This window comes from Rossellomorea sp. NRS-1567, from assembly GCF_050467885.1.
GTDB lineage: Bacteria > Bacillota > Bacilli > Bacillales > Bacillaceae_B > Rossellomorea > Rossellomorea aquimaris_C.
On record NZ_JBITPL010000015.1, the window covers coordinates 192,295 to 217,214 of the forward strand.

The 24,920-nt window shown below is 37.0% G+C and carries 22 protein-coding genes; 13 read left to right on the plus strand and 9 right to left on the minus strand.

The annotated features are described in order from the left end of the window. Window positions 1-13 precede the first annotated feature (13 nt). The 5 genes from ACIFOD_RS10380 to ACIFOD_RS10400 all read left to right on the plus strand — a co-directional run bounded on the left by ACIFOD_RS10380 (window position 14) and on the right by ACIFOD_RS10400 (window position 5,097). A complete protein-coding gene (locus ACIFOD_RS10380; protein WP_430314516.1) occupies window positions 14-817 on the plus strand; it encodes a TIGR00282 family metallophosphoesterase in 804 nt (267 codons plus the stop codon). Window positions 818-954: 137 nt separating this feature from the next. Continuing rightward, entirely contained in the window at window positions 955-1,215 is a 261-nt protein-coding gene (gene spoVS / locus ACIFOD_RS10385; RefSeq protein WP_034760060.1) for a stage V sporulation protein SpoVS, read from the plus strand. Window positions 1,216-1,322: 107 nt separating this feature from the next. Further along, complete coding sequence (locus ACIFOD_RS10390; RefSeq protein WP_430314517.1) at window positions 1,323-2,246, plus strand: dipeptidase; 924 nt, start codon at window positions 1,323-1,325, stop codon at window positions 2,244-2,246. Window positions 2,247-2,484: 238 nt separating this feature from the next. Continuing rightward, window positions 2,485-4,227 carry a 2-oxoacid:acceptor oxidoreductase subunit alpha gene (locus ACIFOD_RS10395; protein WP_430314518.1) on the plus strand — a complete coding sequence of 581 codons (1,743 nt, stop codon included), beginning with the start codon at window positions 2,485-2,487 and terminating at the stop codon, window positions 4,225-4,227. A gap of 3 nt (window positions 4,228-4,230) precedes the next feature. Then, window positions 4,231-5,097, plus strand: a complete 867-nt coding sequence (locus ACIFOD_RS10400) for a 2-oxoacid:ferredoxin oxidoreductase subunit beta (protein ID WP_113968151.1) — start codon at window positions 4,231-4,233, stop codon at window positions 5,095-5,097. Window positions 5,098-5,115: 18 nt separating this feature from the next. On the opposite strand, the gene ACIFOD_RS10405 is transcribed toward ACIFOD_RS10400, so the two are convergent. Further along, on the minus strand, window positions 5,116-6,282 hold the full coding sequence (locus ACIFOD_RS10405) for a hypothetical protein (protein WP_430314519.1): 1,167 nt from the start codon (window positions 6,280-6,282) through the stop codon (window positions 5,116-5,118). A 511-nt stretch (window positions 6,283-6,793) separates the two neighbouring features. On the opposite strand from ACIFOD_RS10405, the gene ACIFOD_RS10410 reads away from it, so the two are divergent. The 3 genes from ACIFOD_RS10410 to ACIFOD_RS10420 all read left to right on the plus strand — a co-directional run bounded on the left by ACIFOD_RS10410 (window position 6,794) and on the right by ACIFOD_RS10420 (window position 9,807). Beyond that, window positions 6,794-7,978, plus strand: a complete 1,185-nt coding sequence (locus ACIFOD_RS10410; RefSeq protein WP_397551656.1) for a hypothetical protein — start codon at window positions 6,794-6,796, stop codon at window positions 7,976-7,978. A 95-nt stretch (window positions 7,979-8,073) separates the two neighbouring features. Next, window positions 8,074-9,249 (plus strand): hypothetical protein, encoded by a 1,176-nt coding sequence (locus ACIFOD_RS10415; RefSeq protein WP_430314520.1) that lies wholly within the window; start codon window positions 8,074-8,076, stop codon window positions 9,247-9,249. 72 nt (window positions 9,250-9,321) lie between these two features. After that, the gene (locus ACIFOD_RS10420) at window positions 9,322-9,807 is read left to right on the plus strand and encodes a M67 family metallopeptidase (protein WP_397551654.1); all 486 of its coding nucleotides are present in this window, start codon (window positions 9,322-9,324) and stop codon (window positions 9,805-9,807) included. Between the two features lie 115 nt (window positions 9,808-9,922). On the opposite strand, the gene ACIFOD_RS10425 is transcribed toward ACIFOD_RS10420, so the two are convergent. Together ACIFOD_RS10425 and ACIFOD_RS10430 are read right to left on the minus strand one after the other, a co-directional pair. Then, window positions 9,923-10,615 carry a galactosyltransferase-related protein gene (locus tag ACIFOD_RS10425; RefSeq protein WP_430314521.1) on the minus strand — a complete coding sequence of 231 codons (693 nt, stop codon included), beginning with the start codon at window positions 10,613-10,615 and terminating at the stop codon, window positions 9,923-9,925. 38 nt (window positions 10,616-10,653) lie between these two features. After that, complete coding sequence (locus ACIFOD_RS10430) at window positions 10,654-11,604, minus strand: Gfo/Idh/MocA family protein (protein ID WP_430314522.1); 951 nt, start codon at window positions 11,602-11,604, stop codon at window positions 10,654-10,656. Between the two features lie 149 nt (window positions 11,605-11,753). Here ACIFOD_RS10430 and ACIFOD_RS10435 point away from each other — a divergent pair, with 149 nt between their 5' ends. Then, window positions 11,754-12,422: an acyltransferase gene (locus ACIFOD_RS10435; protein WP_430314523.1), complete on the plus strand. Its 669-nt coding sequence runs from the start codon at window positions 11,754-11,756 to the stop codon at window positions 12,420-12,422. Between the two features lie 145 nt (window positions 12,423-12,567). Here the strand turns inward: ACIFOD_RS10435 and ACIFOD_RS10440 are convergent, their stop codons facing one another. From ACIFOD_RS10440 to ACIFOD_RS10455, 4 genes are all read right to left on the minus strand, one after another. Next, window positions 12,568-13,848: a DUF6395 domain-containing protein gene (locus tag ACIFOD_RS10440; protein WP_430314524.1), complete on the minus strand. Its 1,281-nt coding sequence runs from the start codon at window positions 13,846-13,848 to the stop codon at window positions 12,568-12,570. Between the two features lie 167 nt (window positions 13,849-14,015). Further along, the gene (locus ACIFOD_RS10445; RefSeq protein ID WP_430314525.1) at window positions 14,016-14,960 is read right to left on the minus strand and encodes a glycosyltransferase family protein; all 945 of its coding nucleotides are present in this window, start codon (window positions 14,958-14,960) and stop codon (window positions 14,016-14,018) included. Then, on the minus strand, window positions 14,950-15,786 hold the full coding sequence (locus ACIFOD_RS10450; protein WP_430314526.1) for an FkbM family methyltransferase: 837 nt from the start codon (window positions 15,784-15,786) through the stop codon (window positions 14,950-14,952). The genes ACIFOD_RS10445 and ACIFOD_RS10450 overlap by 11 nt, the downstream gene beginning before the upstream one ends. Before the next feature lie 58 nt (window positions 15,787-15,844). Then, entirely contained in the window at window positions 15,845-16,813 is a 969-nt protein-coding gene (locus tag ACIFOD_RS10455; protein ID WP_430314527.1) for a glycosyltransferase family protein, read from the minus strand. Between the two features lie 143 nt (window positions 16,814-16,956). Here ACIFOD_RS10455 and ACIFOD_RS10460 point away from each other — a divergent pair, with 143 nt between their 5' ends. Next, window positions 16,957-18,258: a nucleotide sugar dehydrogenase gene (locus tag ACIFOD_RS10460; protein WP_430314528.1), complete on the plus strand. Its 1,302-nt coding sequence runs from the start codon at window positions 16,957-16,959 to the stop codon at window positions 18,256-18,258. 12 nt (window positions 18,259-18,270) lie between these two features. Further along, window positions 18,271-19,371 (plus strand): DegT/DnrJ/EryC1/StrS family aminotransferase, encoded by a 1,101-nt coding sequence (locus ACIFOD_RS10465; protein WP_430314529.1) that lies wholly within the window; start codon window positions 18,271-18,273, stop codon window positions 19,369-19,371. Window positions 19,372-19,422: 51 nt separating this feature from the next. On the opposite strand, the gene ACIFOD_RS10470 is transcribed toward ACIFOD_RS10465, so the two are convergent. Then, on the minus strand, window positions 19,423-20,298 hold the full coding sequence (locus ACIFOD_RS10470) for a glycosyltransferase family 2 protein (RefSeq protein WP_430314703.1): 876 nt from the start codon (window positions 20,296-20,298) through the stop codon (window positions 19,423-19,425). Between the two features lie 165 nt (window positions 20,299-20,463). On the opposite strand from ACIFOD_RS10470, the gene ACIFOD_RS10475 reads away from it, so the two are divergent. Continuing rightward, window positions 20,464-21,669 (plus strand): hypothetical protein, encoded by a 1,206-nt coding sequence (locus ACIFOD_RS10475; protein WP_430314530.1) that lies wholly within the window; start codon window positions 20,464-20,466, stop codon window positions 21,667-21,669. Window positions 21,670-21,720: 51 nt separating this feature from the next. Here the strand turns inward: ACIFOD_RS10475 and ACIFOD_RS10480 are convergent, their stop codons facing one another. Beyond that, entirely contained in the window at window positions 21,721-22,932 is a 1,212-nt protein-coding gene (locus ACIFOD_RS10480; RefSeq protein ID WP_430314531.1) for a hypothetical protein, read from the minus strand. Window positions 22,933-23,353: 421 nt separating this feature from the next. On the opposite strand from ACIFOD_RS10480, the gene miaB reads away from it, so the two are divergent. Beyond that, entirely contained in the window at window positions 23,354-24,919 is a 1,566-nt protein-coding gene (gene miaB / locus ACIFOD_RS10485) for a tRNA (N6-isopentenyl adenosine(37)-C2)-methylthiotransferase MiaB (protein WP_430314532.1), read from the plus strand. Window position 24,920 lies beyond the last annotated feature (1 nt).

Here is a 24,920-nt window from a genome sequence, read left to right on the forward strand (position 1 = left end):
GAAGGGAATTTTCATGAAAATTTTATTTGTTGGAGACGTTGTCGGTTCAATGGGCAGGGAAATGATCACAGAATACCTGCCGAAGTTAAAAAAGAAGCATTCACCGGATTTCACCATCGTTAACGGGGAAAATGCTGCTTCAGGCAGAGGGATCACGGAGAAGATTTACAAACAATTTTTGCAAGATGGTGCCAATATGGTTACTCTCGGTAATCATACTTGGGACAATAGAGACATTTTCAATTTTATCGACTCATCGAAGCGAATGGTGAGACCGGCGAATTTCCCGGAAGGAACGCCTGGGAGTGGTCTGGTGTTTGCTGAAGTGTATGGAAAAGAGGTAGCGGTTATCAATGCCCAGGGTAGAACTTTCATGCCTCCCCTTGATGACCCGTTTAAGGCACTGGATGAACTTGTAGCTGAAGCAAAGAAGAGAACGTCCGTTATCTTCGTTGACTTTCATGCAGAAGCAACTAGTGAAAAGCAGGCGGTTGGCTGGCTATTGGATGGCCGGGTATCTGCTGTAATAGGCACCCATACACATGTGCAAACAGCGGATAACCGCATCCTGCCCAATGGCACAGCATTTATGTGTGATGTCGGTATGACAGGCCCATATGATGAGGTACTGGGAATGAGTAAGGATTCTGTTCTGAAGAGATTTCAGACCAGTTTGCCCGTTCGTTTTGAAGTTCCAAAGACAGGTCGTAAAATTTTGAGTGCCTGTTTAATAGATGTTGATCAAAAAACGGGTAAAGCAAAAAAAATCGATCGTATTTTAATTAACGAAGATCATCCATTTATGGCAGAATATTAAATGTTTTCGTTCCTTTTTTCAATGAGACCGGAATGATTTGTCCATTTCCTGAATATAGTATCAGTGGAATCATTTATACCAAGTTTGTTCTTTACCACGGACATACGGTATGGGGGAAATGACAAGGAGGAAAAGGAATGGAAATATTAAAAGTTTCAGCAAAATCTAATCCTAATTCTGTAGCTGGTGCACTCGCCGGTGTTCTTCGTGAAAGAGGAGGAGCTGAGATACAAGCGATTGGTGCAGGGGCTTTAAATCAAGCCGTTAAAGCAGTTGCGATTGCCAGAGGCTTTGTGGCTCCCAGTGGTTTAGATTTGATATGTATCCCGGCATTTACAGATATTCTGATCGATGGGGAAGAGCGTACGGCGATAAAGTTAATAGTGGAACCAAGATAATATACCATAGGCTGTTCATTAAAGAGGGGATTCTTTAGTGGACAGCCTTTCTATTTTTCCATAATATTATTAATACGGAAGTCAGGCACTTGAAAGGATGAAGAGACATGTTATTTGATGCACACTGTGATGTATTGATGAAGTTATACTTAGAACCGGAGAAGAAAGCATTTCAATCTAAGCATACTTTACATATTACCTATCCACAGCTGGTGGATAGCAGAAGTAAGATACAATTGTTTGCTATTTATATCCCATCCAGTTTGAAGCCGGGTCAACGATTTCAAGCTGCCCTGGAAATGGTGAACTTATTTCATAATCAAATTCTGAAACCCAATCCTAAGCTTAAATTTGTCACCTCGAAAAGAGATATAGAAAAATTAGCGCATGATGAAATCGGGGCAATGCTTACACTTGAAGGCATTGAAGCGATAGAAGAGGATCTTACCAAGCTTGAAATTCTTTATCGGCTCGGGGTTCGTTCTACGGGATTAACATGGAATTGGGCCAACGCTGCAGCAGATGGAGCACTGGAGCCAAGGGGTGGCGGATTAACCAATTTTGGCCATGAGGTCGTTTCATTCTTAAATGAGAACAGGATGTGGACAGATGTTTCCCATTTATGTGAGAAAGCATTTTGGGATACAATCGAGATTGCTGAATATCCCATCGCTTCTCATTCGAATGCTTACTCCATTTGTCCAAATCCCCGAAATTTGAAAAACGGACAAATTGAAGCGTTAATCAAAAAGGACAGTGTCATGGGGATCACGTTTGTACCGCCATTTCTAAACAAAAAAGGTACAGCGGAAATTTCAGATGTCATCAGGCACATCGAACATGTTTGCAGTTTGGGTGGAGAGGATCACATTGGATTTGGATCGGATTTCGACGGAATATCAGAAACAGTACAGGGGTTATCATCATTCGATCAATATAATAACTTAATCAACACACTTCAACGATACTATAGCGAGAAACAGGTGGAAAAATTCCTGTTTGAAAACTTTGTTGGAAGATTACCAGATTGATTACTAAACCAGATATTAAAGAAATACCTTTAATGGTTTTTTTGTACCAGGAATAAAGTGTTTACATTCATAATCTCTTTAATACAGTAGTGATTTAAATAGAAAAGTGATAAACTGATAGAGTGAATACAAAGAAAAAAGTTGCAACAATCCTTTGTAGTAAAAGATTGTTTGAACGAAAAATGGGAATATGCTTCTCTAATAGATGTTGCAAAAATTGATTGAAGGGGTGTAATAAATGAAGGAACAACTTTCATGGAAAGTTGGTGGCCAGCAAGGTGAAGGGATAGAGAGTACGGGTGAAATCTTTTCTATGGCCCTCAATCGCCTTGGGTATTTCTTATATGGTTACCGCCATTTCTCCTCTCGTATTAAGGGAGGACATACAAATAACAAGATTCGGGTAAGCACAACACAAGTGCGTGCGATTGCTGATGACTTAGATATTTTAGTTGCATTTGATCAGGAAACGATTGATGTGAATTATAAAGAATTACATAGCAATGGTGTGATAATAGCTGATGCGAAGTTCAAGCCAGAAAAGCCTGAAGATACGGATGCTTCTCTCTATATCATCCCTTTCACACAGTTGGCTACGGAACTTGGGACGTCGTTAATGAAGAACATGGTAGCGGTAGGTGCGACCTGTGCCGTTCTCAACCTAAATCCAGACGTTTTCAAGGAAGTAGTGGAAGAAATCTTCGGCCGTAAAGGTGAGACGGTAGTAGAGAAAAATATGGAAGCCATCAAGCAAGGATATCAAACGATGAAAGATGAGCTTGGAAGCAAGGTCGGTTCATTACAACTGAAGGAAGCCGACGGAAATAAGCGCATGTTCATGATCGGGAACGATGCGATCGCTCTCGGTGCTCTGGCTGGTGGGGTTCGCCTGATGGCAGCATATCCAATCACTCCAGCTTCTGAAATCATGGAATACCTTATTAAGAAGCTTCCGATGGTCGGAGGAACGGTTATCCAGACAGAGGATGAGATTGCAGCCGCAACGATGGCAATCGGGGCGAACTACGGGGGAATCCGTTCATTCACTGCATCGGCTGGACCTGGTCTTTCACTTATGATGGAAGCAATCGGTTTATCCGGTATGACAGAGCAGCCTTTAGTAGTGGTGGATACTCAACGAGGAGGACCGTCCACGGGACTTCCAACGAAACAGGAGCAGTCCGATTTAATGGCCATGATTTACGGTACGCACGGTGAGATTCCTAAGATCGTCCTCGCTCCAAGTACTGTACAGGAAGCGTTCTATGATACAGTAGAGGCATTTAATTTAGCCGAAGAGTATCAATGTCCAGTCATCATTCTTTCTGATCTTCAACTTTCATTAGGAAAGCAATCGGTTGAACCACTTGATTACAGCAAAGTGGAAATTCGTAGAGGGAAGCTTGTCGGCAATGAATCAGAATTAAGTGAATTAGAAGCAAAGAAATACTTTAAACGTTTTGAAGTGACTGAAGATGGTGTATCACCACGTGTCATCCCTGGAATGAAGAACGGCATTCATCATGTGACAGGAGTCGAACATGATGAAACAGGGAAGCCTTCTGAATCTCCGGTAAACAGGCAGGCGCAAATGGATAAACGTATGCGCAAGGTGGAAAGCATCCGCTTTAACAATCCAATTCACACTTATGCACCACATGAAGAAGCCGATTTATTATTAGTCGGTTTCAACTCGACACGTGGAGTAATTGAAGAAGCAATGGAACGACTTGAAGCGGATGGACTGAAAGTAAATCATGCTCATATACGCTTGATCCATCCGTTTCCTGCAGATGAGCTGGAGACGTTGATGCAATCAGCGAAGAAAGTGGTCGTAATCGAACATAATGCTACTGGACAATTAGCCAATATAATCAAAATGAACGTAGGGTATGGAAATAAAATCACGAAGATGACAAAGTATGATGGCACACCCTACTTACCAAATGAAATTCATTCAAGATGTAAGGAGTTGATCTGATCCATGGCTACCTTTAAAGATTTTAGAAATAATGTTAAACCCAACTGGTGTCCTGGGTGTGGTGACTTCTCTGTACAAGCCGCGATTCAACGGGCATCGGCAAATGTAGGGCTGGATCCTGAACAATTGGCTGTCGTATCCGGAATCGGTTGTTCCGGACGTATATCAGGTTACATTAACTCGTACGGTTTTCATGGTATTCACGGACGTTCCCTTCCAATCGCTCAAGGATTGAAGATGGCTAATAAGGAGTTAACCGTCATCGCTTCTGGTGGGGATGGAGATGGGTTTGCCATCGGCCTTGGGCATACGATCCATGCGATCCGTCGTAATGTAGATGTCACATACATCGTTATGGATAACCAGATTTATGGGCTGACCAAAGGACAAACCTCTCCGCGTTCGTCATCCGGTTTTAAGACAAAGTCTACACCTCAAGGAAGCATAGAGCCGGCACTGGCACCGATGGAAATGGCACTGACAGCAGGTGCAACCTTCGTTGCCCAAAGTTTCTCTTCTGACTTGAAAGAGTTGACGGCGATAATCGAAGCAGGGCTTAATCACAAAGGCTTCTCATTGATCAACGTGTTTAGTCCTTGCGTAACCTATAACAAGATCAATACGTACGACTGGTTCAAAGAAAATCTGACAAAGCTCTCGGATGTTGAAGGCTATGATCCATCAAATCGTGAACAAGCAATGAATATGCTTATGGAGAAGGATGGACTGGTGACTGGATTGATTTATCAAAACAAAGAACAGCCTTCCTACCAAGAACTGGTGACCGGGTATTCTGAAGAGCCATTGAGCACCCATGATTTAAGGTTAGATGAAGATAAATTTGATGAATTAGTCAAAGAATTTATGTAATAGAATAAACCGGGCACCTCACTTGGATGTCCGGTTTTTTAATTTATTGATTTCTTCAATTAATTGAGCATTTGTGAATTGCAGGTGCTGAATTGTGTTTTCATAGCTTTTCATTTTATTTTTAATTGCAGCTGATTCTTCCTCGTGGAAACTGAATACGTCTTTTTTCATAAGTTTAATGTTCTTCCTAAGTGCATGAAGGGTATTGGTATAGGACTCTTTTTCGTCCAACTGTTTTTTTAGTGATGTTTCTATCTTTTGGATATATGCTGATTTTTCGATTTGCATTTTGGATGCCTGTTCAAGCTGATTTGCTTTGATGGTAAGTAAGTCCTTGTAATGGAATGTAGATTCTGAAAAAGTTTGTTGGACTTCATACAATTCTATTTCTCTTAAGTAAAGTTGAGCTTTCAAGGCTTCGATCTGATCCAGGAGATTGTGGTTTTTATGTTCCTCAAAGCTATGCAGTATGAGCAAATGTTGTTTCGTTGCTGCCCACTCGATTTTCAATTTTTCCAACTGCTCTCCCAGCTCCATTAGTTCTGTTTCTCTTAAGTAAAGATGAGTTTTCAAGGAGTCGTTCTGATTTAGGAGATTGTAGTTTTTATGTTCCTCACAGCTATTCAGTATGAGTAAATGTTGTTTATGTGCACTCCACTCCCTTTGTAATTCCTCTCCTGACACTCCCAGTTCCAATAATTCACTTTCTTTTCTGTATAATTGTTTTTCAATTTCTTGTTTATTTATCAATAGAAGTTCTATTTCTTTTGTAAGATAGCAATTTGTCACTTGTAGAGAAATGATTTTTTTTTCAAATGCATCCTTTGTTTCATTTTGGTGTTCCGTTTGTTTGTTTTTTTCCGTTAAGTGGATTTGGTTTGTTTTATGGAGTTGATCCTTTAGCTGATTGATGGTGTAGCGAAGCTTTGTCATTTCCTTTTCCTGTGCCTTAAGGAAGGTTTGGTATTTTGAGGATATCTGCTCTTTTTCCGCTTCTGTTTTTTTAATTTGCATTCGATACTCTTCCAGTGTGTTTTCTAAAAGTTGATTTTCCTTTTTTAAGGTTTTGCATTGTAGGACAAGAGAATTTCTTTCTAATAATGAACATTTTTGTTTGTATTTTTCCAGTTCGGATTTATAATGAATGATTTGCTGCTGCAATTGTATGGAAGAAAGCTGTTTCATCCAGGATGGCTCCTTTCTTTTCGTTTTTATTATGTATATGTTTTCAACAATGTGAACGCTATTTGTCCATAAAAATAAGCCATGAAAACTTCCCAGTGTTTACATGGCTTTTATATTTATAATAAATATCATTGCAATGATAAGATAAGCGTTTACGTTCGTAATATTCATTTAAAAGAGTAAGCGTAACCAATCAGAAGCTTTTTTTGAAGAAATATATATGAATGTCATATTATTGTAGTTTTGATCATTTTACATCACAAGTGGAGCAATTCGTTAAAGGTTATACAGTCCCCCTTTCCTTATGGTATATGATATGCAGGACTCGAAGTTGGAGCACTGACAAAAGTCTATATGATCAGCCTATTTTTTCATAGTTTTAAAAAACTATTAGTATGCCTATTATTTTTTTTTGTAAAAATAGGTATTTTCTCTATACCAAATTCTTTCTCGTCCATAGGATATAGTGTGATAGAAATATAATATTCATTAAAAGAAAGGAAGGATTTTTTTGAAGAAGCGTAAACAAATTAGGGGTTCCCAGACTCCGACTCCAACGCCAACCAGTATCCCATTGGATACAAACGATTTAGCACCTGAATGTATTCGAGTAGACAAAGTGTATGACTGGGTGTTCTTTGCGAATAAGTATGAGAACAAGAACTTCATTCCAGATGAAGCCTGTCGTGCAGCAGTCAGTGCAGCATTAGCGGCAGGTCAAAGAGTAGAGGTGCAAACTGCACCAGTAGACCCGGCTGACGTCAGCGTATCAGGTTCCATCATCGAGAATGGTAACCCTGGAAAAGTTCTTATCGTTTGGACTGTACCTGTAGACGTTACGATTTTGATCGATGGAGTAGCAGAGTGTTCATTCACTATTCGCACTCAATTCACCGACGAAATTATGCTTTGCGTACCGACAGGAATTACAAATGATAACTTAAACATCAGAGCGACTCAAGTAATTGCGACCTCTGGTGGAGTATTAATGGGGCCGGATCCATTTGGACCAATGATCCCATTGAAAGTCGTTCTATGTAAAGATGTTCAAGTAGAGTATCCGGTTAAACTTGAAGTATTGGCTAAATTCTGTTTCCCACGTCCAAACAATATCCCAGTACCTGAAGAAAGACTTCAATGTGACCTGAGCTTACTAGAATTCCCACGTCAATGTCCAGGATTATTCCCGGTTGATAACTGTGAATGCCAGGCCACTGCTCTTGCTAGAAATGAAGATACACTTGCAACATTTGGTTCCGGTGCAACCTCAGACGTTGTGACAGGTCTATCGACTCTTAGAGCAGAGATTTGTCAAGAATGTTCACTTGCTGATAGCACATGGTCTTACTCTTTCACTGATACTGAAGTAGGTCCTACACCGGCTCCAACTGGAACAGGATTCCAACCAGACTTCAGCTTCACTTTCGATCCATCTTCGATTGATAGCGTAACATGTGGAGAGGACGCGTTGACAGCTGTAGGAGAAGGAATCCGCTACTTTGATGGTGCTCCTGAACAATTATTCTACGAATTACAGATCTTTACAGGATTATTAGGACCAATCTCAGAAGGCTTCCGCTTAATCTTAAGAAATACAGCTAATGTTGTTATCTTTGATAGTGGAGTAGTAGAAGCATTGGTAGAATTCGGTGAGTGTGATACATTTGCTGACCTGCTTGGCGGATTGGATGACTAATTAAATGAGGGAGAGAGGGAACTCTCTCCCTTTTTTTTAACATGTAAACAAACCATACATAAGATAATACAAAGAAATCAATGGAGGTGAATGTGATGAAAGTGGAGGAGGATGAATCTAAAGATGGCACAGGCTACCCGGAAGTCATGAATGATATTCATTTGTTATCAGAAGAACTTGAGTCTCTCTATAATCATTATTCAAGGCGAATGAAAAATGTGTCAGAGGAATTGTCCAGGGAAAGATCAAAACATAAGGTGTATCAATTGGAAATCGCGGAGAATCACCATACCATTCAGATGTTGACAGAACAAATTGACTACTTACTACAAGATATAGAACTGAAACATGAGATTTATCTTCAACTGCAACATGAATTAAAGAGAGGACCATTTCAAGATGAAACTGAATTAATCAATGAAGCAACCTATGAACCAGAGTATCTGAATGTTAGCTGGGAAGATCATGACTTTTTACTTCCTACAGCCATTCCAGAAATAAGGGTTATTTATGAAAGCACTATTAGTCATAAGAAATCAAAACTGGAAAGTGTTAAAAATGATGCAATATCCTTGTTGATAGAAGCCAATGAGTACTTCCTATCAGAGAGCAAAAGGTCCTTTGAGGTCGAGTTATATGCGAATGCATTCATAACGCAATTAGCATGGATAAGAAAGCAACAGAAGCAATACATGGAGGAAAAAAATGAAAGGTGGTATGCGAAAATGTGGAAATTTTTATGGGGTAAAGAAGAAAACAATCATCCTGAAATAATTAAGAAGCTTAATTTGATTGAAGAACATTTAGAATCATATTCTGGAAAAATCAATGAAGTGAAGGAATCCTTGAATAAGAGCAATGAAAGAGAAGAAACCACTCAGAATTACTTACAGAAAATGAGTGCCTTGCATGAAGAGCTAAAGAAAATTGAGGAGCATTACGAGGAAGAACTTCATGCATTAAGGAATCAAATTGAAGAATTTAAACAAAGAGAAACAGATCTTGAAAGACAAATGACTTTAATGAATGAAAAAGATTCAGGTAATCAGAAGGGAAAAAGCCATCGGGAAATGGAACTGGAAAAAGAATTGACTAAACTGCGTCAAGATCTAAAATCTCAGTCAAATAAGAAAAATGATCTCTATAATAAAATGAAACAGCAAAGTAAACAGGCTCCCCAGGGGAACCCTCAATTTGAAGAGTATGGAAATATACCGATGGCTCCTGAAGCAAAACGAACAATGTTTAATCCGAATAAATACATTCGATGAATTTGAAAGGGGGGAAAAAGATGCAATCCAATGATCTAAATAAAATTTACAGGCAGCAAAAGAGCGTACCCATTGGGATTAGAAAAGAACAAAAAAAGAAAATGGAAGCGAAACGAACAAAGTTCAAATATAAGGGATGCGGGTGTAACGCATAAAGAAAAAGTCTATATCTCAAAGAAATTAAACCAATCACTCATAGCGGAATGTAAAAAAGAACTTCCAAATGAGGCATGCGGATTTATTTCTGGTCATACGAAGTTATGTAAAAATGTATGGCCGACCAGAAACACAAACCCTTCTCCTTATACATTTGCCATTGATATCCATGATCAAGATAGAATATTGGGTGAACTGAAAAAAAATCATGAAGAATTAGTTGGAGTTTATCATTCTCATCCTTTTGGTAAAGCAGTACCTTCAAACGATGATATTAAGCATGCCCCTGGCCAACAAATTTATTATTTCATCATTGCCTTAGGAAGGGGAGAAGCAAATATCAGATGCTATAAAATATTTAATGGTATGGTAAGGGAAGTCGATATCGAAATTTACGGTTGACAAATTTCACTTTAAAAAGGGATCTGCCATAGCAGGTCCCTTTTACTATTGAAAAGGTTGACCTGACAATAAGAATAAGAAGGAGATTCAATCTCCTTCTTCGAGTGTATAAACATTAAATACCCTTCCTTTTTGAAAGGATTTTCAGCATTTCTTCTTTTTTATTATAGGCCATAAAATATTCACTAACAATTCTATGGTTATTTGAATAATATGGGTTTGTTTTAGCTTTTTTTGGTGGGTGCCATAAATGATAGATGTTACCGGTTAATCTTTTATGAGCACCACAAATTGTATCACTGGCAGCAACAAATGCGTCGTCCTCACCACCCCAGCCTGTAAAACGTTCATCAAAACCATTAATCTTCATAAAGCATGTTTTTTTGATTAAATTTATTCCGCCCACAGGAACTGACTTTTGATTGTGTCGGTTTTTACCATGTAACATGGAAGTGCTCAGAGAGTAATTCGGTTTGTCATATAGCACTTCAGACATCTGGCGGGACAAATCACACACATTATTATATGGGAGAATAAGGGGAAAAGATTCAAGAAGTTTCAAGCCTGTGAGCAATGAACTTTTTGGACAAAGTATATCTGCATCTATAATGGCAATGAATTCAGTTTTAGTCCTTTTTACTGCCTTATTTATTGCAGAAGATTTGGAGTAAGGATCACTCACATTGGAAGCGATTAAGATATCTGTGTATGGAAACAACGTTTTATAGTAATTCATAACAACTCCTAAGGCTTTTTTTCGATAGGGGTCCTTTGAATGAAAAGGGATGATGATTGAAAAGGTAATCATCTTTAAACACATCCTTTCTTTAGGAAAAGTTAAAAAGCCTAATTCAGGTTTGCAAGTATTCTTTCAATAATGGAAAGGGAAGTCATACCATCTTCAGCTGTTACCTTTGGTTCCTTATCGGCTTTAACCGTTTGAATGAAATCTAATAGCTGCATTTGTAATGGATCATACTCAGGAGCAGAAATATTAATTGTAGATACTTTATCCTGATTTACAATATCTTCTAGTTCAGGATAATGAGATGACACTTGAATCGTCTTAATCGTATGGTTTATCAAATCTACATCAAAGTATGAATGGTTGGTTATTATTTCGATTTGTCTCTTTTTATATTTTGATATATAGCTGGCTGTTAATGTACAAATCAATCCGGACTGAAGGGTAAGAATAGACGTTACATGATCGTTCCCATGGTGATTTTTCTTTTTGGATCTAATAGAATATATTTCTTTAATTGTTTCACCCTTAGTGATCTCCTCTAAGAGATAAACATCATGAATCATTAAGTCACTAACTACATCAGGGGAATCCAAACGGATAGCAGCTGGGTTTAACCTATTAAAATTGATAGAGTAAATATCCTCGTACTTTAATAGCTCCATTAATAATCTAAAGGTAGGGTTGTATAATTCTATGTGCCCCACTTGTACAATCAAGTTTTTAGACTGAGCTTTTTCAACAATCTTTTCTGCATCAGAACTATTAGCAGTTATGGGTTTTTCTATTAATAAATGAACATTTTCATCTAAACATAGATTCGCAAGTTCGTAGTGATAATTAGTTGGCACACAAAGACTTATTGCATCCACACTTCTTACAAGATCGATCATAGTAGGGAAACGTTTAATTTTATATTTCTCTGAAATGTCTTGACTCTTTTTTATATCGTTATCAAATATTCCTAGTAGTGTCACATGATCCTTAAGTGCCAATAAGGCATTAATGTGCTTCTCTCCCATTTTACCAGCACCAATAACTCCAATTTTCAATTTGAACACCTCTTATACCTGTTTTTAATATAATATGCGAAAAATACTAAATTGCTTGGACAAACAATTAATTGTTTAGATTAGTCCAAACTTTTATAGAGGTTTGTACATACACTATGTAATAAATAACGTTTGCAGGGGTGATCTACGTGAAGAATCTTAATGGTGTGAAACTAGGGAGAAATGTAGTTGTAGAAGAGGATGTTTTGATAGAAGAAGGGGTCGAGATCGGCCATAACAGCGTGATTTTAAAGGGAACACATATAATGAAGAATTCAAAGATAGGGAATAATTGTGTGATTGGTATAAAACCTCAAGGAAATAATAGGATGAGGGGTAACGAAAGTTCTACTACATTATTAATTTCAGAGAATGTGAAAATAGGCAACCTGGTCAGCATTTATTCAGGTACCACTATTGGTCAACATGTATTCATTGGAGATCATGCAAGTATAAGGGAGAACGTAAAAATTGATCAGGATACTGTAGTTGGTAGGGGTGCTATCATTGAATTAAATAGTACGATTGGTAAGGCATGTACTATTCAAACGCTTGCGTATGTGACAGGTGATACCATTATCGAAGATCACGTATTTATTGGCCCTTGTGTTTCTATGTCTAATGATAAATACATGGGGAAATCTCCTTATGAGTTGAAAGGTCCTGTTATAAAGAAAGGTGCTTCCATTGGAAACAATGCCACTTTACTTCCTGGAGTGAAAATTGATAACGATTCTGTGGTTGGTGCAGGTTCAGTAGTAACAAAAGATGTACAAAATAATAGTACTGTTATAGGAAACCCCGCAAGATTATTATAGAGAAATTAATTCATACACATACTAATCAGTGAGAATGACTAAAGTAATTATTTTTAGACATGAAAAAAACCCCTCATAAACTGACATTTATGAGGGGTTTTTTACTTGTATAAATGATTAGGTGAAGAAACTTTTTCAAGTTAAGTTATAATTTTTTTATAGTATCTACACTATATAAGGTTTTCATTGTGTTAATTTCATTCTCTTTCATTGTAGTTACATATTTATCAATTTGCTTTTTGATAAATTGGCGGTAAGGTGGTGCGATAATATCTAAAGCTTCTGGGTGAAATTTTTCCATCCAGGATGTATTGATGGAATCCCCTCTAACTTTTTTCTTCAATTTATTCATTTCAAGGTGGTTGCCATTATATTTGGAAGTAATGTATGAAAGGACGTTTCCGAAGTGTGGATAAGGATGTTTTATTATATTGTTTGCATCATTGATTTTAAACAAATTATTTAGATAAGGTTCTGAAAGAGGTACGTTATTAATCGTTTTTTCCAATAGATCTTTCCTGAAACATTTATAACAGTTCATACAAGGCTTTCCTACGCCGCCTCTGCTGCATGCTTGCGCAATATTTTTATAACGGGAGTTCATAACCATCTTTGTTGTAGATACTTCACTTAATCCTATTAATGGAAGTGTAAAGGGCATATCTACGCTATCTAATATTTCTGACCAGATGGCTATGAATGGATTTTTCCTCCAGTCTGTATACCCCTCATAACCGACCCTGTATCCCTCTTCGATCGTATGACCATTTGCTAAACTATTGAAGCCGTAGTAATCAGATAATAGTAAACTAGGAGCTGCGTCGGCCAAAATGGTATTAAAGCCAACAGGATTCCTCACATACTGTAAATCTGTCTTTATTCGATGAATATTAAATCCAAGTTTTTTTAAAGAATCACATGCAAAATATGCAGCTTCTTGATTAAGCAATGTTTTTCTCTGTTTAAGTGTATTAGGAGGGATTCTATCTATATAGAACAAGTGAGTTGAAGGTGGGAGAAGTAATAAAGCTGAAGTTGAATCCATACCTCCACTATATGAAAGGGCTGGTGCAGCATTAATTGGAGCTTTTCTGGGTTTGAGATTATAATTTACAGGAACTATTTTTTTATTAGTGAGTCTGTAGAAAGCCCTGTGGAAGTGTACACTGACTCCTATTGGTACAGAGATTACAGGACCACAAAATGGGTACACAATGGAAATAGCAGCAAGAGCTAACATATCTGGATGAACTGAATCGATATTCCAGTTGTTTGGCAAGTGAATATTACATTGTTTATTATTTAGGTGTATTTCACCTGATGTTTTATAACTGTTTCTAAAAATAGTGAACTTGGTTTTATCCGATGGGTCAATAAAATAAGAGAGGGTCAATAACCCGCTTTTGCATTTGTAGTATATTTTCATTCCATTCATCCTTTTTTAATAAAATTCATAAAACTAATGATATAGAACCATTGTGAAGATAAGGTGATAAATGGGATATAATAGTTTTAGGGTTGGATAATCAATGTGATATAGTGTTTGAATTTCTTAGGGATTATAAAGCTATGAATCCCACTTATTTTTCCATTTTATCTTTTTTGGAGGATAATATCTTTTACGGAGTTAACAAACTGTCGAGCCCGTATTTGATTAGAGTGATTATGTTGAATGAAATGGTATCCATTATTTATTATTTCCTCTCTTGATTGATTGTTATTGAGATAATACTTCGCTTTTTCCTCAAAATTTGTATAACTGCAAGCGATGAAATTCTCACCATCCTTGAAGCCTAACTCGAGGATATCGTTGTTGGGTTCAGCGAGCAGTAAAGCTTTACATGCCGGTACCTCAAAGAACTTCAAAATTGGATATTTGAGATTACTTCCACAAGTGAAAAAGATTTTAGCCTTGTTGATTTCTTTCGCATATTTAATATCGACAATCGGTTCCTTATCCCAGGATACTAAGTGACCCGGGTGTGCAATGTGGGTGAAATTAGGAAGAGTATTAAACTTATTTAACACTGCTTCTCTAAATTTGTACCGGCCATGCGTTGGCGTGTTGATTAATCCCATCAGTAGATAGTCATACTCTTTATTTTGTTTCCAATCTCTATAAATTTTTGTGTTTACTGACCAGGGTAACCATTTGAATTTATGCTGAAGTTCTGGATAGGACTTGAGAAAATTTTCTTTGGATACCGAAAAAACAGCATCAAATTTATTAGTACGAACATAGTTTTTCCTGAAAGAAGGATTATAATGAGAATCAATAATAAAGCAACCTTTAGGTATGTCAATGGAATGTAAACCAGTGATATTCGGTGCCAGTGCATAATTATATCCGACATCATAATGAAAAATAAAATCAGGTTTGACTCTTATTTTTTCCAATATATCTCTTATATCCCCATCTTCATACCAATAGTATAGATCAGCAAATTCTTCAAATGCTTTAATCATATCAAACTTCGCCTTATGCTTAGCGTATTTTTTCCAGAATGGCTTAATTAATATTAAAATTTTAGGTTTCATCAGTTGACACCTCTTTAGTAATAATAGAGTAATCAAAATTATCAGGATTATAATTTTGAGGGAATAATATTAAGTCATTACATTTAGTATCAATAGAGTAGTAGGCACTTAGGAGATGAATGTTTAGCTGGGGGATTTTTATTAGAGTGTTTTCTTCACCAGGAATGAAAATGTTGAAGTTCTCATTTAGATAGTTAATGAATTCTTCTACATTAACATTGACTTTTTTGAGGAAATCTATATTGAACTCAATACATCCCACGAATGTATGGCAGCTTTTTATGATATCTTTCATCCCCTCCAATACTTTCCATTCGTGACCTTCGACATCAATCTTAAAGATGACTATCTGATTTTCAATACTTTTCAACTTAAATAGGTCGTCAATTTTAATACTGCCTATTTTCTTTTTAATTTGTTCTCTATGTTCTAATTGATAGATTGATGAATTTCCGGAACGTTCTTTATCTACAAAAAAATCTTGAGAATATAAGTTTTGATCAGAAGCCAATTTATAAATGATTTTCATTTGGTCTTTATTTAAATGCTTTTGTAGAGATTTTTCGATATAAGGTTTAAGTTCTTTATTTGGCTCCACACCATAAATCAATGCATCCTTACAGTAATTTGCAGAAAATAAAATCTCTCCATAATTCAAACCAATGTCTAAGATTATGTTCGGTTCCAGCTTCTCTACAATTCTTCTCCAGAAATTCACGACTCTGGGCTGAGTTATCCCATTGTGCAGTGACAAGCCTAGTCCTTTCTTTTCTTTATCATTTACAAAAAATGAATTGTGGTTATCACTAAATATGATTTCTTTCATCATTTCAACACCCCTTTATTATTATTGTTTTGGAGAGATTAGACTGAGAGAGTATGAATCAATCAATCCCGGGTTTTTTTCTTTCAATAATTAATTCATTAACATGCTTAATGAATTGATTTGCCCTAACCTCATTTGAGTGGTACCTATTAATAAAATTCGCCCCATTTTGAGATATCCTATTTCTTAAAGTAGGATTATTTAAATAGAAGAGAGCCTTTTCTTCAAAATCTTCTTTTGTACAGGCAATGAAGTTTACCCCATTACTGAACCCAAGTTCATAAATGTCATTATTAGCCTCAGCAAGTAATAGAGAATTACAAGCAAGAACTTCAAAATACTTTAAAACAGGGTAATTTAATGTACTACCACAAGTAAAAAAGATTTTCGATTTATTGATTTCTTTTGCGTAATTTAGATCGACCAAAGGATTTCCTTTCCATGAAACTAAATGTCCGGGGTGATGGTGATGGACAAATCCATTATATTTTTTCATTGTTTCCAATACTTTTTCCCTGAAAGGATATCTTCCTTCTAATACAGGATTGACTAAACCCATCAACATAAAGTCATAAACTTTTGGTTGCGACCAGTCTCTAAATATAGCGGTATTTATCGACCAGGGTAACCAAATAAACCGGTTTTTTAGGTCTGGATACATTTTCAGGAAGTTTTCTTTAGTAACCGAAAATATAACATCAATTTTATTTTTTTTTACATACTCCCTGCGGAAGCCAGGATTGTAATGGGAATCGATAATATAACATCCCTTAGGAATATCAATTTCAGACAAACCAGTGATTCTCGGTGATAGTTTATAATTGTACGCTGTGTCATAGTGGAAGATGAAATCTGGTCTAATGTTTAACTTTTTAATAATTTCATGTATTGACCCGTCTTTATGCCAATAGTATACGTCAGCAAATTGTTCTATTGTTGTAATGAAGTCGTATTTTGATTTATGTTTTGCGTACATTCTCCCAAATGGCCGAATTAGAATTAATAACTTTAATTTTTTGATTTTCAAATATCACACCTCCCTATCTAATATTTTATGGATAAATGGTGATTATGTGAGGACAAGATATGAAAATTTCCAATAATAGATTAGTGTCTTAACAGTTTCCTTGGATATGCATAAACTGATAAAAACAATAAGGGGTGTGTATATTGAATCTTGATAAGGATAACTTGAAAGTGACAGTTATTGGACTGGGCAAAATAGGGTTAACGATTGCTTCAGTAATAGCGGAGAAAGGGATAATAGTTTATGGAGTCGATAAGAATCCTGATGTAGTCGAACAGGTTAACAAGGGAATTTGTCATATTAAAGGAGAACCTGGATTGGAAGAATTGGTAAAGGCAAATCAAATCGCTCAAGTATTGATTTCTACCACGAATACTAAAGAAGCCGTCAGTAACTCCAATGTAGTAATTGTCATTGTCCCGGTATTAATAACATCCGATAACCAGGTTGATTACCAATATATTGATGAAGCCGTTAATCAAATTGGACAAAGTATAAAAAAAGATACATTAGTGATATTCGAAACAACGTTGCCAACCGGTGATACAAGGAATCGATTTGGTTCCAGTATCGAGAAGCTTTCCGGATTAAAGATGGGAACTGAATTCTACCTTGCATATAGTCCAGAGAGAGTATATTCAAATAGGATCATAAAAAATCTCAAGGATTATCCTAAAGTCGTGGGGGGAGTAAATGAAAAAAGTAAAGACCTTGCTGTATCTTTTTATAGAAGGGCACTAAAGTGTGAAGTGATTGAAATGAGTAGCACTGAAGCTGCTGAATTTGCTAAAGTAGCAGAATCAGTTTATAGAGACGTGAACATTGCGCTTGCAAACGAGCTTTCTGTATATGCGAATCAAAAAGGTGTAAATATCTTAGAAATCATAAAGGCTTCAAACTCACAACCATTCTCTCATATCCACAATCCCGGCATAGGAGTGGGGGGGCATTGCATTCCTATATACCCTTACTTTTTCTTGAATAACGGATTAAGTACCGATGGCTTAGTTCACAAAGCTAGAGAAATCAATGACAGCATGGCGGTTTATTCTGTCGATTTGATAGAAAAAGAAGTAGGTAAATTAGATTCTATGAATATTCTTATTTTAGGGCTGTCGTTCAGAGAAAATGTGAAAGAACATACAAAATCGATTACTATACGTCTAAATGAAATCCTAAATGAAAAGAATGCGAATGTGGTTGTGAACGATCCCTATTATTCTCCTGCTGAAGTTGAAGACATGGACCTAAAGTATATTTCACTTCAAGATAATTTAGTTTGTGAAATGGATATTGTCATTTTACAAGCTAATCATTTCGAATATAACAATCTTGATCTTTCCATGTTAAAGAACTGTAAAGTATTCCTTGATGGGAGAAATGCGTTCCACCGCAATGAAGTGGAAGAGCAGGGAATCAAATATATCGGCATTGGAGCCACATAAGAGGGTGATTGAATGATACCTATGGTAGATACTAAAAGTGACTTGAAGCTATACGAAAAGGAAATATTGAAAGAAGTGACTGCAGTAATCAGGAGTGGGGAGTATATTTTAGGACCTAAGTCCAAAAAAATCGAGGAAAAGATAGCTGAATATGTAGGCGTTAAGTATGCGTTGGGGTTAGCAAGTGGTACAGATGCTATTACATTGGGATTAAAAGCCCTGGGGATCGGAGAAGGGGATGAGGTCATCACTACTCCTTTCACCTTTTTTGCAACGGCTGAATCCATCGCCCATGTAGGAGCGAAACCGGTATTTGCAGATATTGAAGAAGAAACATTTAATATAGACCCTAAGGAAATCATCACGAAAATTACAAATAAAACGAAAGCCATCATAGTTGTCCATTTATTCGGCCTGGCTGCAAATATGGATGAGATAATGAAAATAGCCAAAGAGCACGGATTGTATGTAATTGAAGATGCTTGCCAGGCGTTGGGAACAAGGTACAAAGGAAAGATGGCAGGAAGCATAGGGGACATAGGGTGTTTTTCGTTTTATCCTACTAAGAACTTAGGTGCCTGCGGAGATGCAGGAATGCTGACAACTAACTCCCTGGAACTAAAAAGTAAAATTATACAATTACGAAATCACGGCTCTGAAGAAAGGTATATTCATAACACAGTAGGAATCAATAGCAGGTTGGATGAGATACAAGCAGCCATTCTATTAGTGAAATTAAAATACTTTGAAGAATTATTGGATAAAAGAAATTCTATTGCTAAAACGTATTATTCTGGATTAAAGAATATTCTAAAGCTTCCCGAGTATATACAATCAAGAGAACACACGTATCACCAATACTCATTTAGAGTGGAAAAAAGAGAAAGATTTATGGAGTATTTAAAAGAAAAAGGAATTTCGTCTATGATTTATTATCCAATTCCGTTACATTTACAAAAAGCGTTTAGCCACTTGAATTATCAAAAAGGGGATTTTCCAAAAACAGAAAAAATCTCCGATGAAATCATTTCCCTCCCATTGTATCCAACCCTATCCAAAACCCTTCAACAATATATCATTAACACTGTAGTCGAGTTTATTAACAATCAATAAAACTTTAAAAAAACCATTTCTTTTTTAGATAAAAAGAAATGGTTTTCGCTATTAAAAGTGTATATTAAAGTGTTTGAAATACCATTCATCATTAAAAGACCTGTTTTGAAGATATTTTCTTCTTCGTTGTTCCACTCCATCCTTGAGAACCAAATTTTCAATTTTTTTTGGACTCCTATGAATAATTAAATCTTTTGTTTTTTTAATCCTATCCTGATTAAAATGCAGGTAAGCCATCCGCAGTAAGTTATAATATACTCCGTCATAATCTACTTTGTAGGGATGAGACTTCCTAAACAAATGTTTAATTGTAACTGCCGGCTCACAGCTGCACCTATAGCCGAACAACCAAAGTTTTATCGATAATTCTACATCTTCATGTCCCCAGGTTTTAAAGCCGGTTTCAAATCCACCCACATTAAAGAAAACATCTCTTTTTATTAAAAAGCACCCGCCTGGAATGATTGCGGTATGAAATAAACCTGGCTTTTTCTTATGCCATTGTATTCTCAAGCTGCTATTTAAAGTTTGCCCATACCCTACAATCTTCGGGTCGTCCATTGAAGCTATAGCGGGACACACGACATCCGTCATATCCAACCTTAAAGTAGTTAATAATTTATCTATCCAAAAAGGTTGGAATGCCAAGTGAGCATCACAAAACATTAAATAGTCATATTTAGCGTTTTCTGCTCCGATATTACGCGCTACTGAAGGACCCACTCCCTCCGTTCTAATTAAATTAACTTTATTTTTAAAAGGGGATTGTTCTAAGAAATCACAACACCGATCTTCAGAAGCATCGTCAACTATAATAACTTCGAATTCAATAGTCGTATCATTGGCAAAAAGTGATGTTAATGTATTTTTTACATTAGCACCTTCATTTTTCACAGGAAAGATAATAGATACCTTCGACTTATCCATTTGCACGTCATATTCTCTCCTTCACATATATTCATCCATTTATCTTATGTCAATGAATACTGATGGTGTTTATAGAATTCAGGGCTCAAGAGATGCATCATAGTTAGTCGATTTGAATCATAAGATAAAGAGACCAAATAAGAATTAGGGGTGGTGAGACTGTAAATGAAATTAAAAATCAATAATCATGACTGGGGATCAATTCCAGCCCATTCCTTATTAGCCATCCAGTTTTTTTGTGCGGAGAATAATTATCATTTCAATTGGAACAAAGAGGAACAATTGGTGGAAGTGAAAAGTTCTCTTCATGGAAAAAAAGTATGGCTATCAGTGAATACATCGAATGAAGACATAAATCATGTGATAAATGAAGAGGTGAAAGAGGTATTAACTCATTATGGGGTTGATATTACAATAGTGGGAAATACTGAAGAGCTTACTGAGGGGGATCTATTCATTGAACTAGTGTCGAGCAAACCAAAGAACGATAAACGGTTTGTTTCATTAGGGTATAACGAAAAACTGAATTCCATCAATGTCAAAAAAAATCTCTCGTTCTATAAGGATGAGCTGCATTTCAATGGGTATTATCTATTGCCCGAGCGCCACTCCATTCCACATCTTAGATGTTCCGTGCAGTGTAAGGATGAGGAATTCCTACTTAATGAAGGCCCCTCCATTTTGACGACTTGTGTACTAAAAACACTACTGGGGAAGCAAAAACCTACCTTACTCGAATTGAATGTTCTGCATTTATTAAGAACGACAGATAAGCTTGTAGAGGATACCGGAATAAATAAGGGTGAGATGAAGAAGCCAAATAGGCATACCCAGATTGATGATAAAGAATACGAAGAAATCAAAAAGCAAAAAGCGGACCGGAAGATTCGAGAAGCCCAGGTGAAAAAGCCTTCTGCTGAAATATATTTTGATTATCATGTCCTACCTAATCGAAAATTGGAAAGATATTCTATCAAAGCCGGCTTTTTTATAAAGAATACCGGAAACGTAGACTTATTGAATCCAAAAATCTGCTTCCGAATGAACCCTCCTGATAAAATTGAAATTGGAGGACAGATCCTTCCCCCTGAAATGAGTGATATCTTTTCCATTCAAGGCCAAAACGGTGCACAAGGATGGAAGTATATGGGGGAAGACTGGCTGGAAAAGGCATACGCAACTGGCGATTATTGGATTGAATCTATACAGGAATCATTTATCCCGCCGGGTGAAACAATTGCGGTGGAGGGATTGCAATTTACGTTAGAAAATCTTGAAGAACAGGAAACCTCTACTATTTTAGGGTTTGTGTTATTTGAAGAACAAGAGCTCCAGCTCAGTTCAAACAATAAAATCATGATTACCTATTAACAATAAAAAGTTGCCCAGGGTCTCCCGAGGCAACTTTCTTTATTACTGTCGTCATTCTCTTGGACTGTCATCCTTTTGTGTACCCATCTTATTTGCGGAAGCTTTTTGACGAGGCTTAATTATATGAGTCTGACTTCTCTTTTGGTTCTCAACCAAGCGTTTCAGTTCAAATAGATTGTGAGTCATTATGGAATTATGGTCACGGATGGAATCCACTTCTTCAATAAATTCTATAAATCGCTGCTCGACTTCTTTAAATTTCTCCATTAGAGCTTCATTCTGGTGGATGAAGTGAAGTTCTTGCTCCTGTTCAACCGCTTCAATCCGTTCATCCTGTTGTTTTGACCGTTGATCAATATCGGCAAATTGGGTGGAAAACCACCACTCATTCTCTTCAAATTGCTTTTGATATTCGCTGATAAACGTTTTTATATATTCCATTTTTTGTTTTTCTGCTTCAACTAACTGATCCTTTGCGAACTGCAATGAATCAAGAGTATGTTTTCTCTCAGACATCAGCTTTTCTAACTCTTCTGTTTTAGAAATAAGGCTATAGAACATTTCTTTCTTCGTTTCTTCGGAATGAGCTAAAGCAGCATTTATATCAGAAATATGCTGTTGTTGACTATGGACCTTCGTATTTAACGATTGATTTAGTTGCAGTAATGTTTGATTTTCATTTAGTAACGTTACGTTTTCAGTTGATGACTTGTTATGACTTTCTTCCAGCTTGGATAATGAAAGTGAGAGGCTATTGAGTTCATTTTCCGATTGAAAGAGCTTTTTTTCAAGTTCGTTAATGGATATAGCTTTTTCTTGAAGGAGCGTTTCCTTATGATGAAGCTGTTGACGGAGTGAATCTCTTTCTTCATCTAGCCTGGACATGGAAAGGGACAGGTTTTTCCGTTCTACCTCAGTTTGAACCAGTTTTTTCTCCAACTCTTTTACCGTTTCACCTTGTTCCAAAAGGAATTCTTCCTTACTGATAAGCTTATCCTGAAGTGTTTTCACTTCATCTTCTAATAAGGATAAAGATACTGATAGATTTTTTCGCTCCATCTCGGTCCGAAGCAGCTTTTGCTCTAATTCATTAACCGTTTCAACCTTCTCTATAAGGATATTTTCCTTGACGTGTAGTTGATGATGAAGCTCATTCACTTGATACTCAAGCTTCTCTTTCCCTTCTTTAAATCTATTTCGATCCCGCATAAGTTCTTCCTCAGAAACCCGGTTTACTTCTAACTCCTCGTTTAGATCCTCCAATTGGTGAAGTTTTAAAGTGAAAAGTTCTTTATAATGCTGAACCTCTGCATACAGATAGCTTTCTTGTAATCTTTCAATGGTTTGATTCAGTTCATCTATTTTGGAATGGAAGTATAATTTTTCTTGGTTTTCAATGTGATACCTAGGCGTCTTTATTTTATCCTTTGCTATTTGAATCTCCTCCCTGGGTATTTGTCTTACTTTACGTTATGCACCATTTGCGAGGGGAGTTACATGGATGAAAGCCCATTTATCCACGTATGCAGGAAGTTTCGAACAAATTTCAACACTTAAGCGCCTCTATTGTATGTAGCCTCAAAAACCTTTATACTATTATAATGTGCAAGAATGTATATCTTCTTAGATTGTTTTATAATAGAAGATAAGCGGTTTGGTTATAGAGGTAGAAAGGGGATTTTTCATGAACGAAGAGCAACGAAAGCATGGACAACAATCGAAGTCTGTTACTCCACCGGACCAAAAATCCGAAAGGGACTACAGTAAATACTTTGAAAGTGTCTATATCCCACCATCGTTAAAAGATGCCAAAAAGCGTGGGAAGGAAGAAATTAAATATCATAATGACTTTACGATTGATGATCAATATAGAGGTTTAGGGGAAGGCAAGAAATTCTATATTCGTACGTACGGTTGTCAAATGAATGAACATGATACAGAAGTGATGGCAGGGATTTTCATGGCATTGGGCTATGAAGCGACGAATTCGACTGATGATGCAGATGTTATCCTTTTAAATACATGTGCGATTCGTGAAAATGCCGAAAATAAGGTGTTTGGGGAATTAGGGCACCTGAAGCATTTGAAACGGGAAAAGCCTGAGCTGTTAATCGGTGTATGCGGGTGTATGTCCCAGGAAGAATCCGTTGTGAATAAAATCCTGAAAACATACCAGCAGGTTGATATGATTTTTGGAACCCATAACATTCACCGTCTTCCTAAAATCCTGTCCGATGCTTATATGTCCAAGGCAATGGTCGTAGAAGTTTGGTCTAAAGAAGGGGACGTCATCGAGAACCTTCCGAAGGTACGCCGCGGTAACATTAAAGCATGGGTGAACATCATGTACGGGTGTGACAAGTTCTGTACATACTGTATCGTTCCATACACACGGGGTAAGGAACGAAGCCGCCGTCCTGAAGAAATCATTCAAGAGGTACGACAGCTTGCCGCCCAGGGGTATCAGGAAATCACTCTTCTTGGTCAGAACGTGAATGCCTATGGTAAAGATATCGAGGATCTTAAATATGGCTTAGGAGATTTAATGGATGACCTTCGAAAAGTGGATATTCCACGCATTCGATTTACGACGAGCCACCCGAGGGATTTCGATGATCACTTAATAGAAGTCCTTGCGAAAAAAGGGAATCTGGTTGAGCATATTCATTTACCGGTTCAATCCGGATCGACAGATGTTCTTAAAATCATGGCCCGTAAGTATACTCGTGAGCAATTCCTGGAATTAGTAAGGAAAATTAAAACAGCGATGCCGGACGTTGCTCTTACAACTGACATTATCGTCGGATATCCGAATGAAACCGACGAGCAATTTGAAGAAACTCTTTCTTTATATCGGGAAGTTGGATTTGAATCGGCTTTTACGTACATCTATTCTCCTAGGGAAGGTACCCCTGCAGCGAAAATGAATGACAATGTACCGATGGAAGTCAAAAAGGAACGGCTTCAACGATTAAATGCAGTTGTGAAGGAATACTCTGCTGAAGCGATGAAGAACTATAAAGGACAGATTGTTGAGGTATTGGTGGATGGAGAGAGTAAGAAAAACCCTGACATCCTTGCCGGCTATACCCGACGCAGCAAGCTTGTCAACTTCAAGGCTCCTAAAACAGCCATTGGAAAAATTGTAAAGGTGAAGATCACAGATGCTAAATCGTGGTCACTGGATGGGGAAATGGTCGAAAAAGGCCTGATTGGATCAGAATTTCAAGAACCGGTAGAGGTGAATTAAT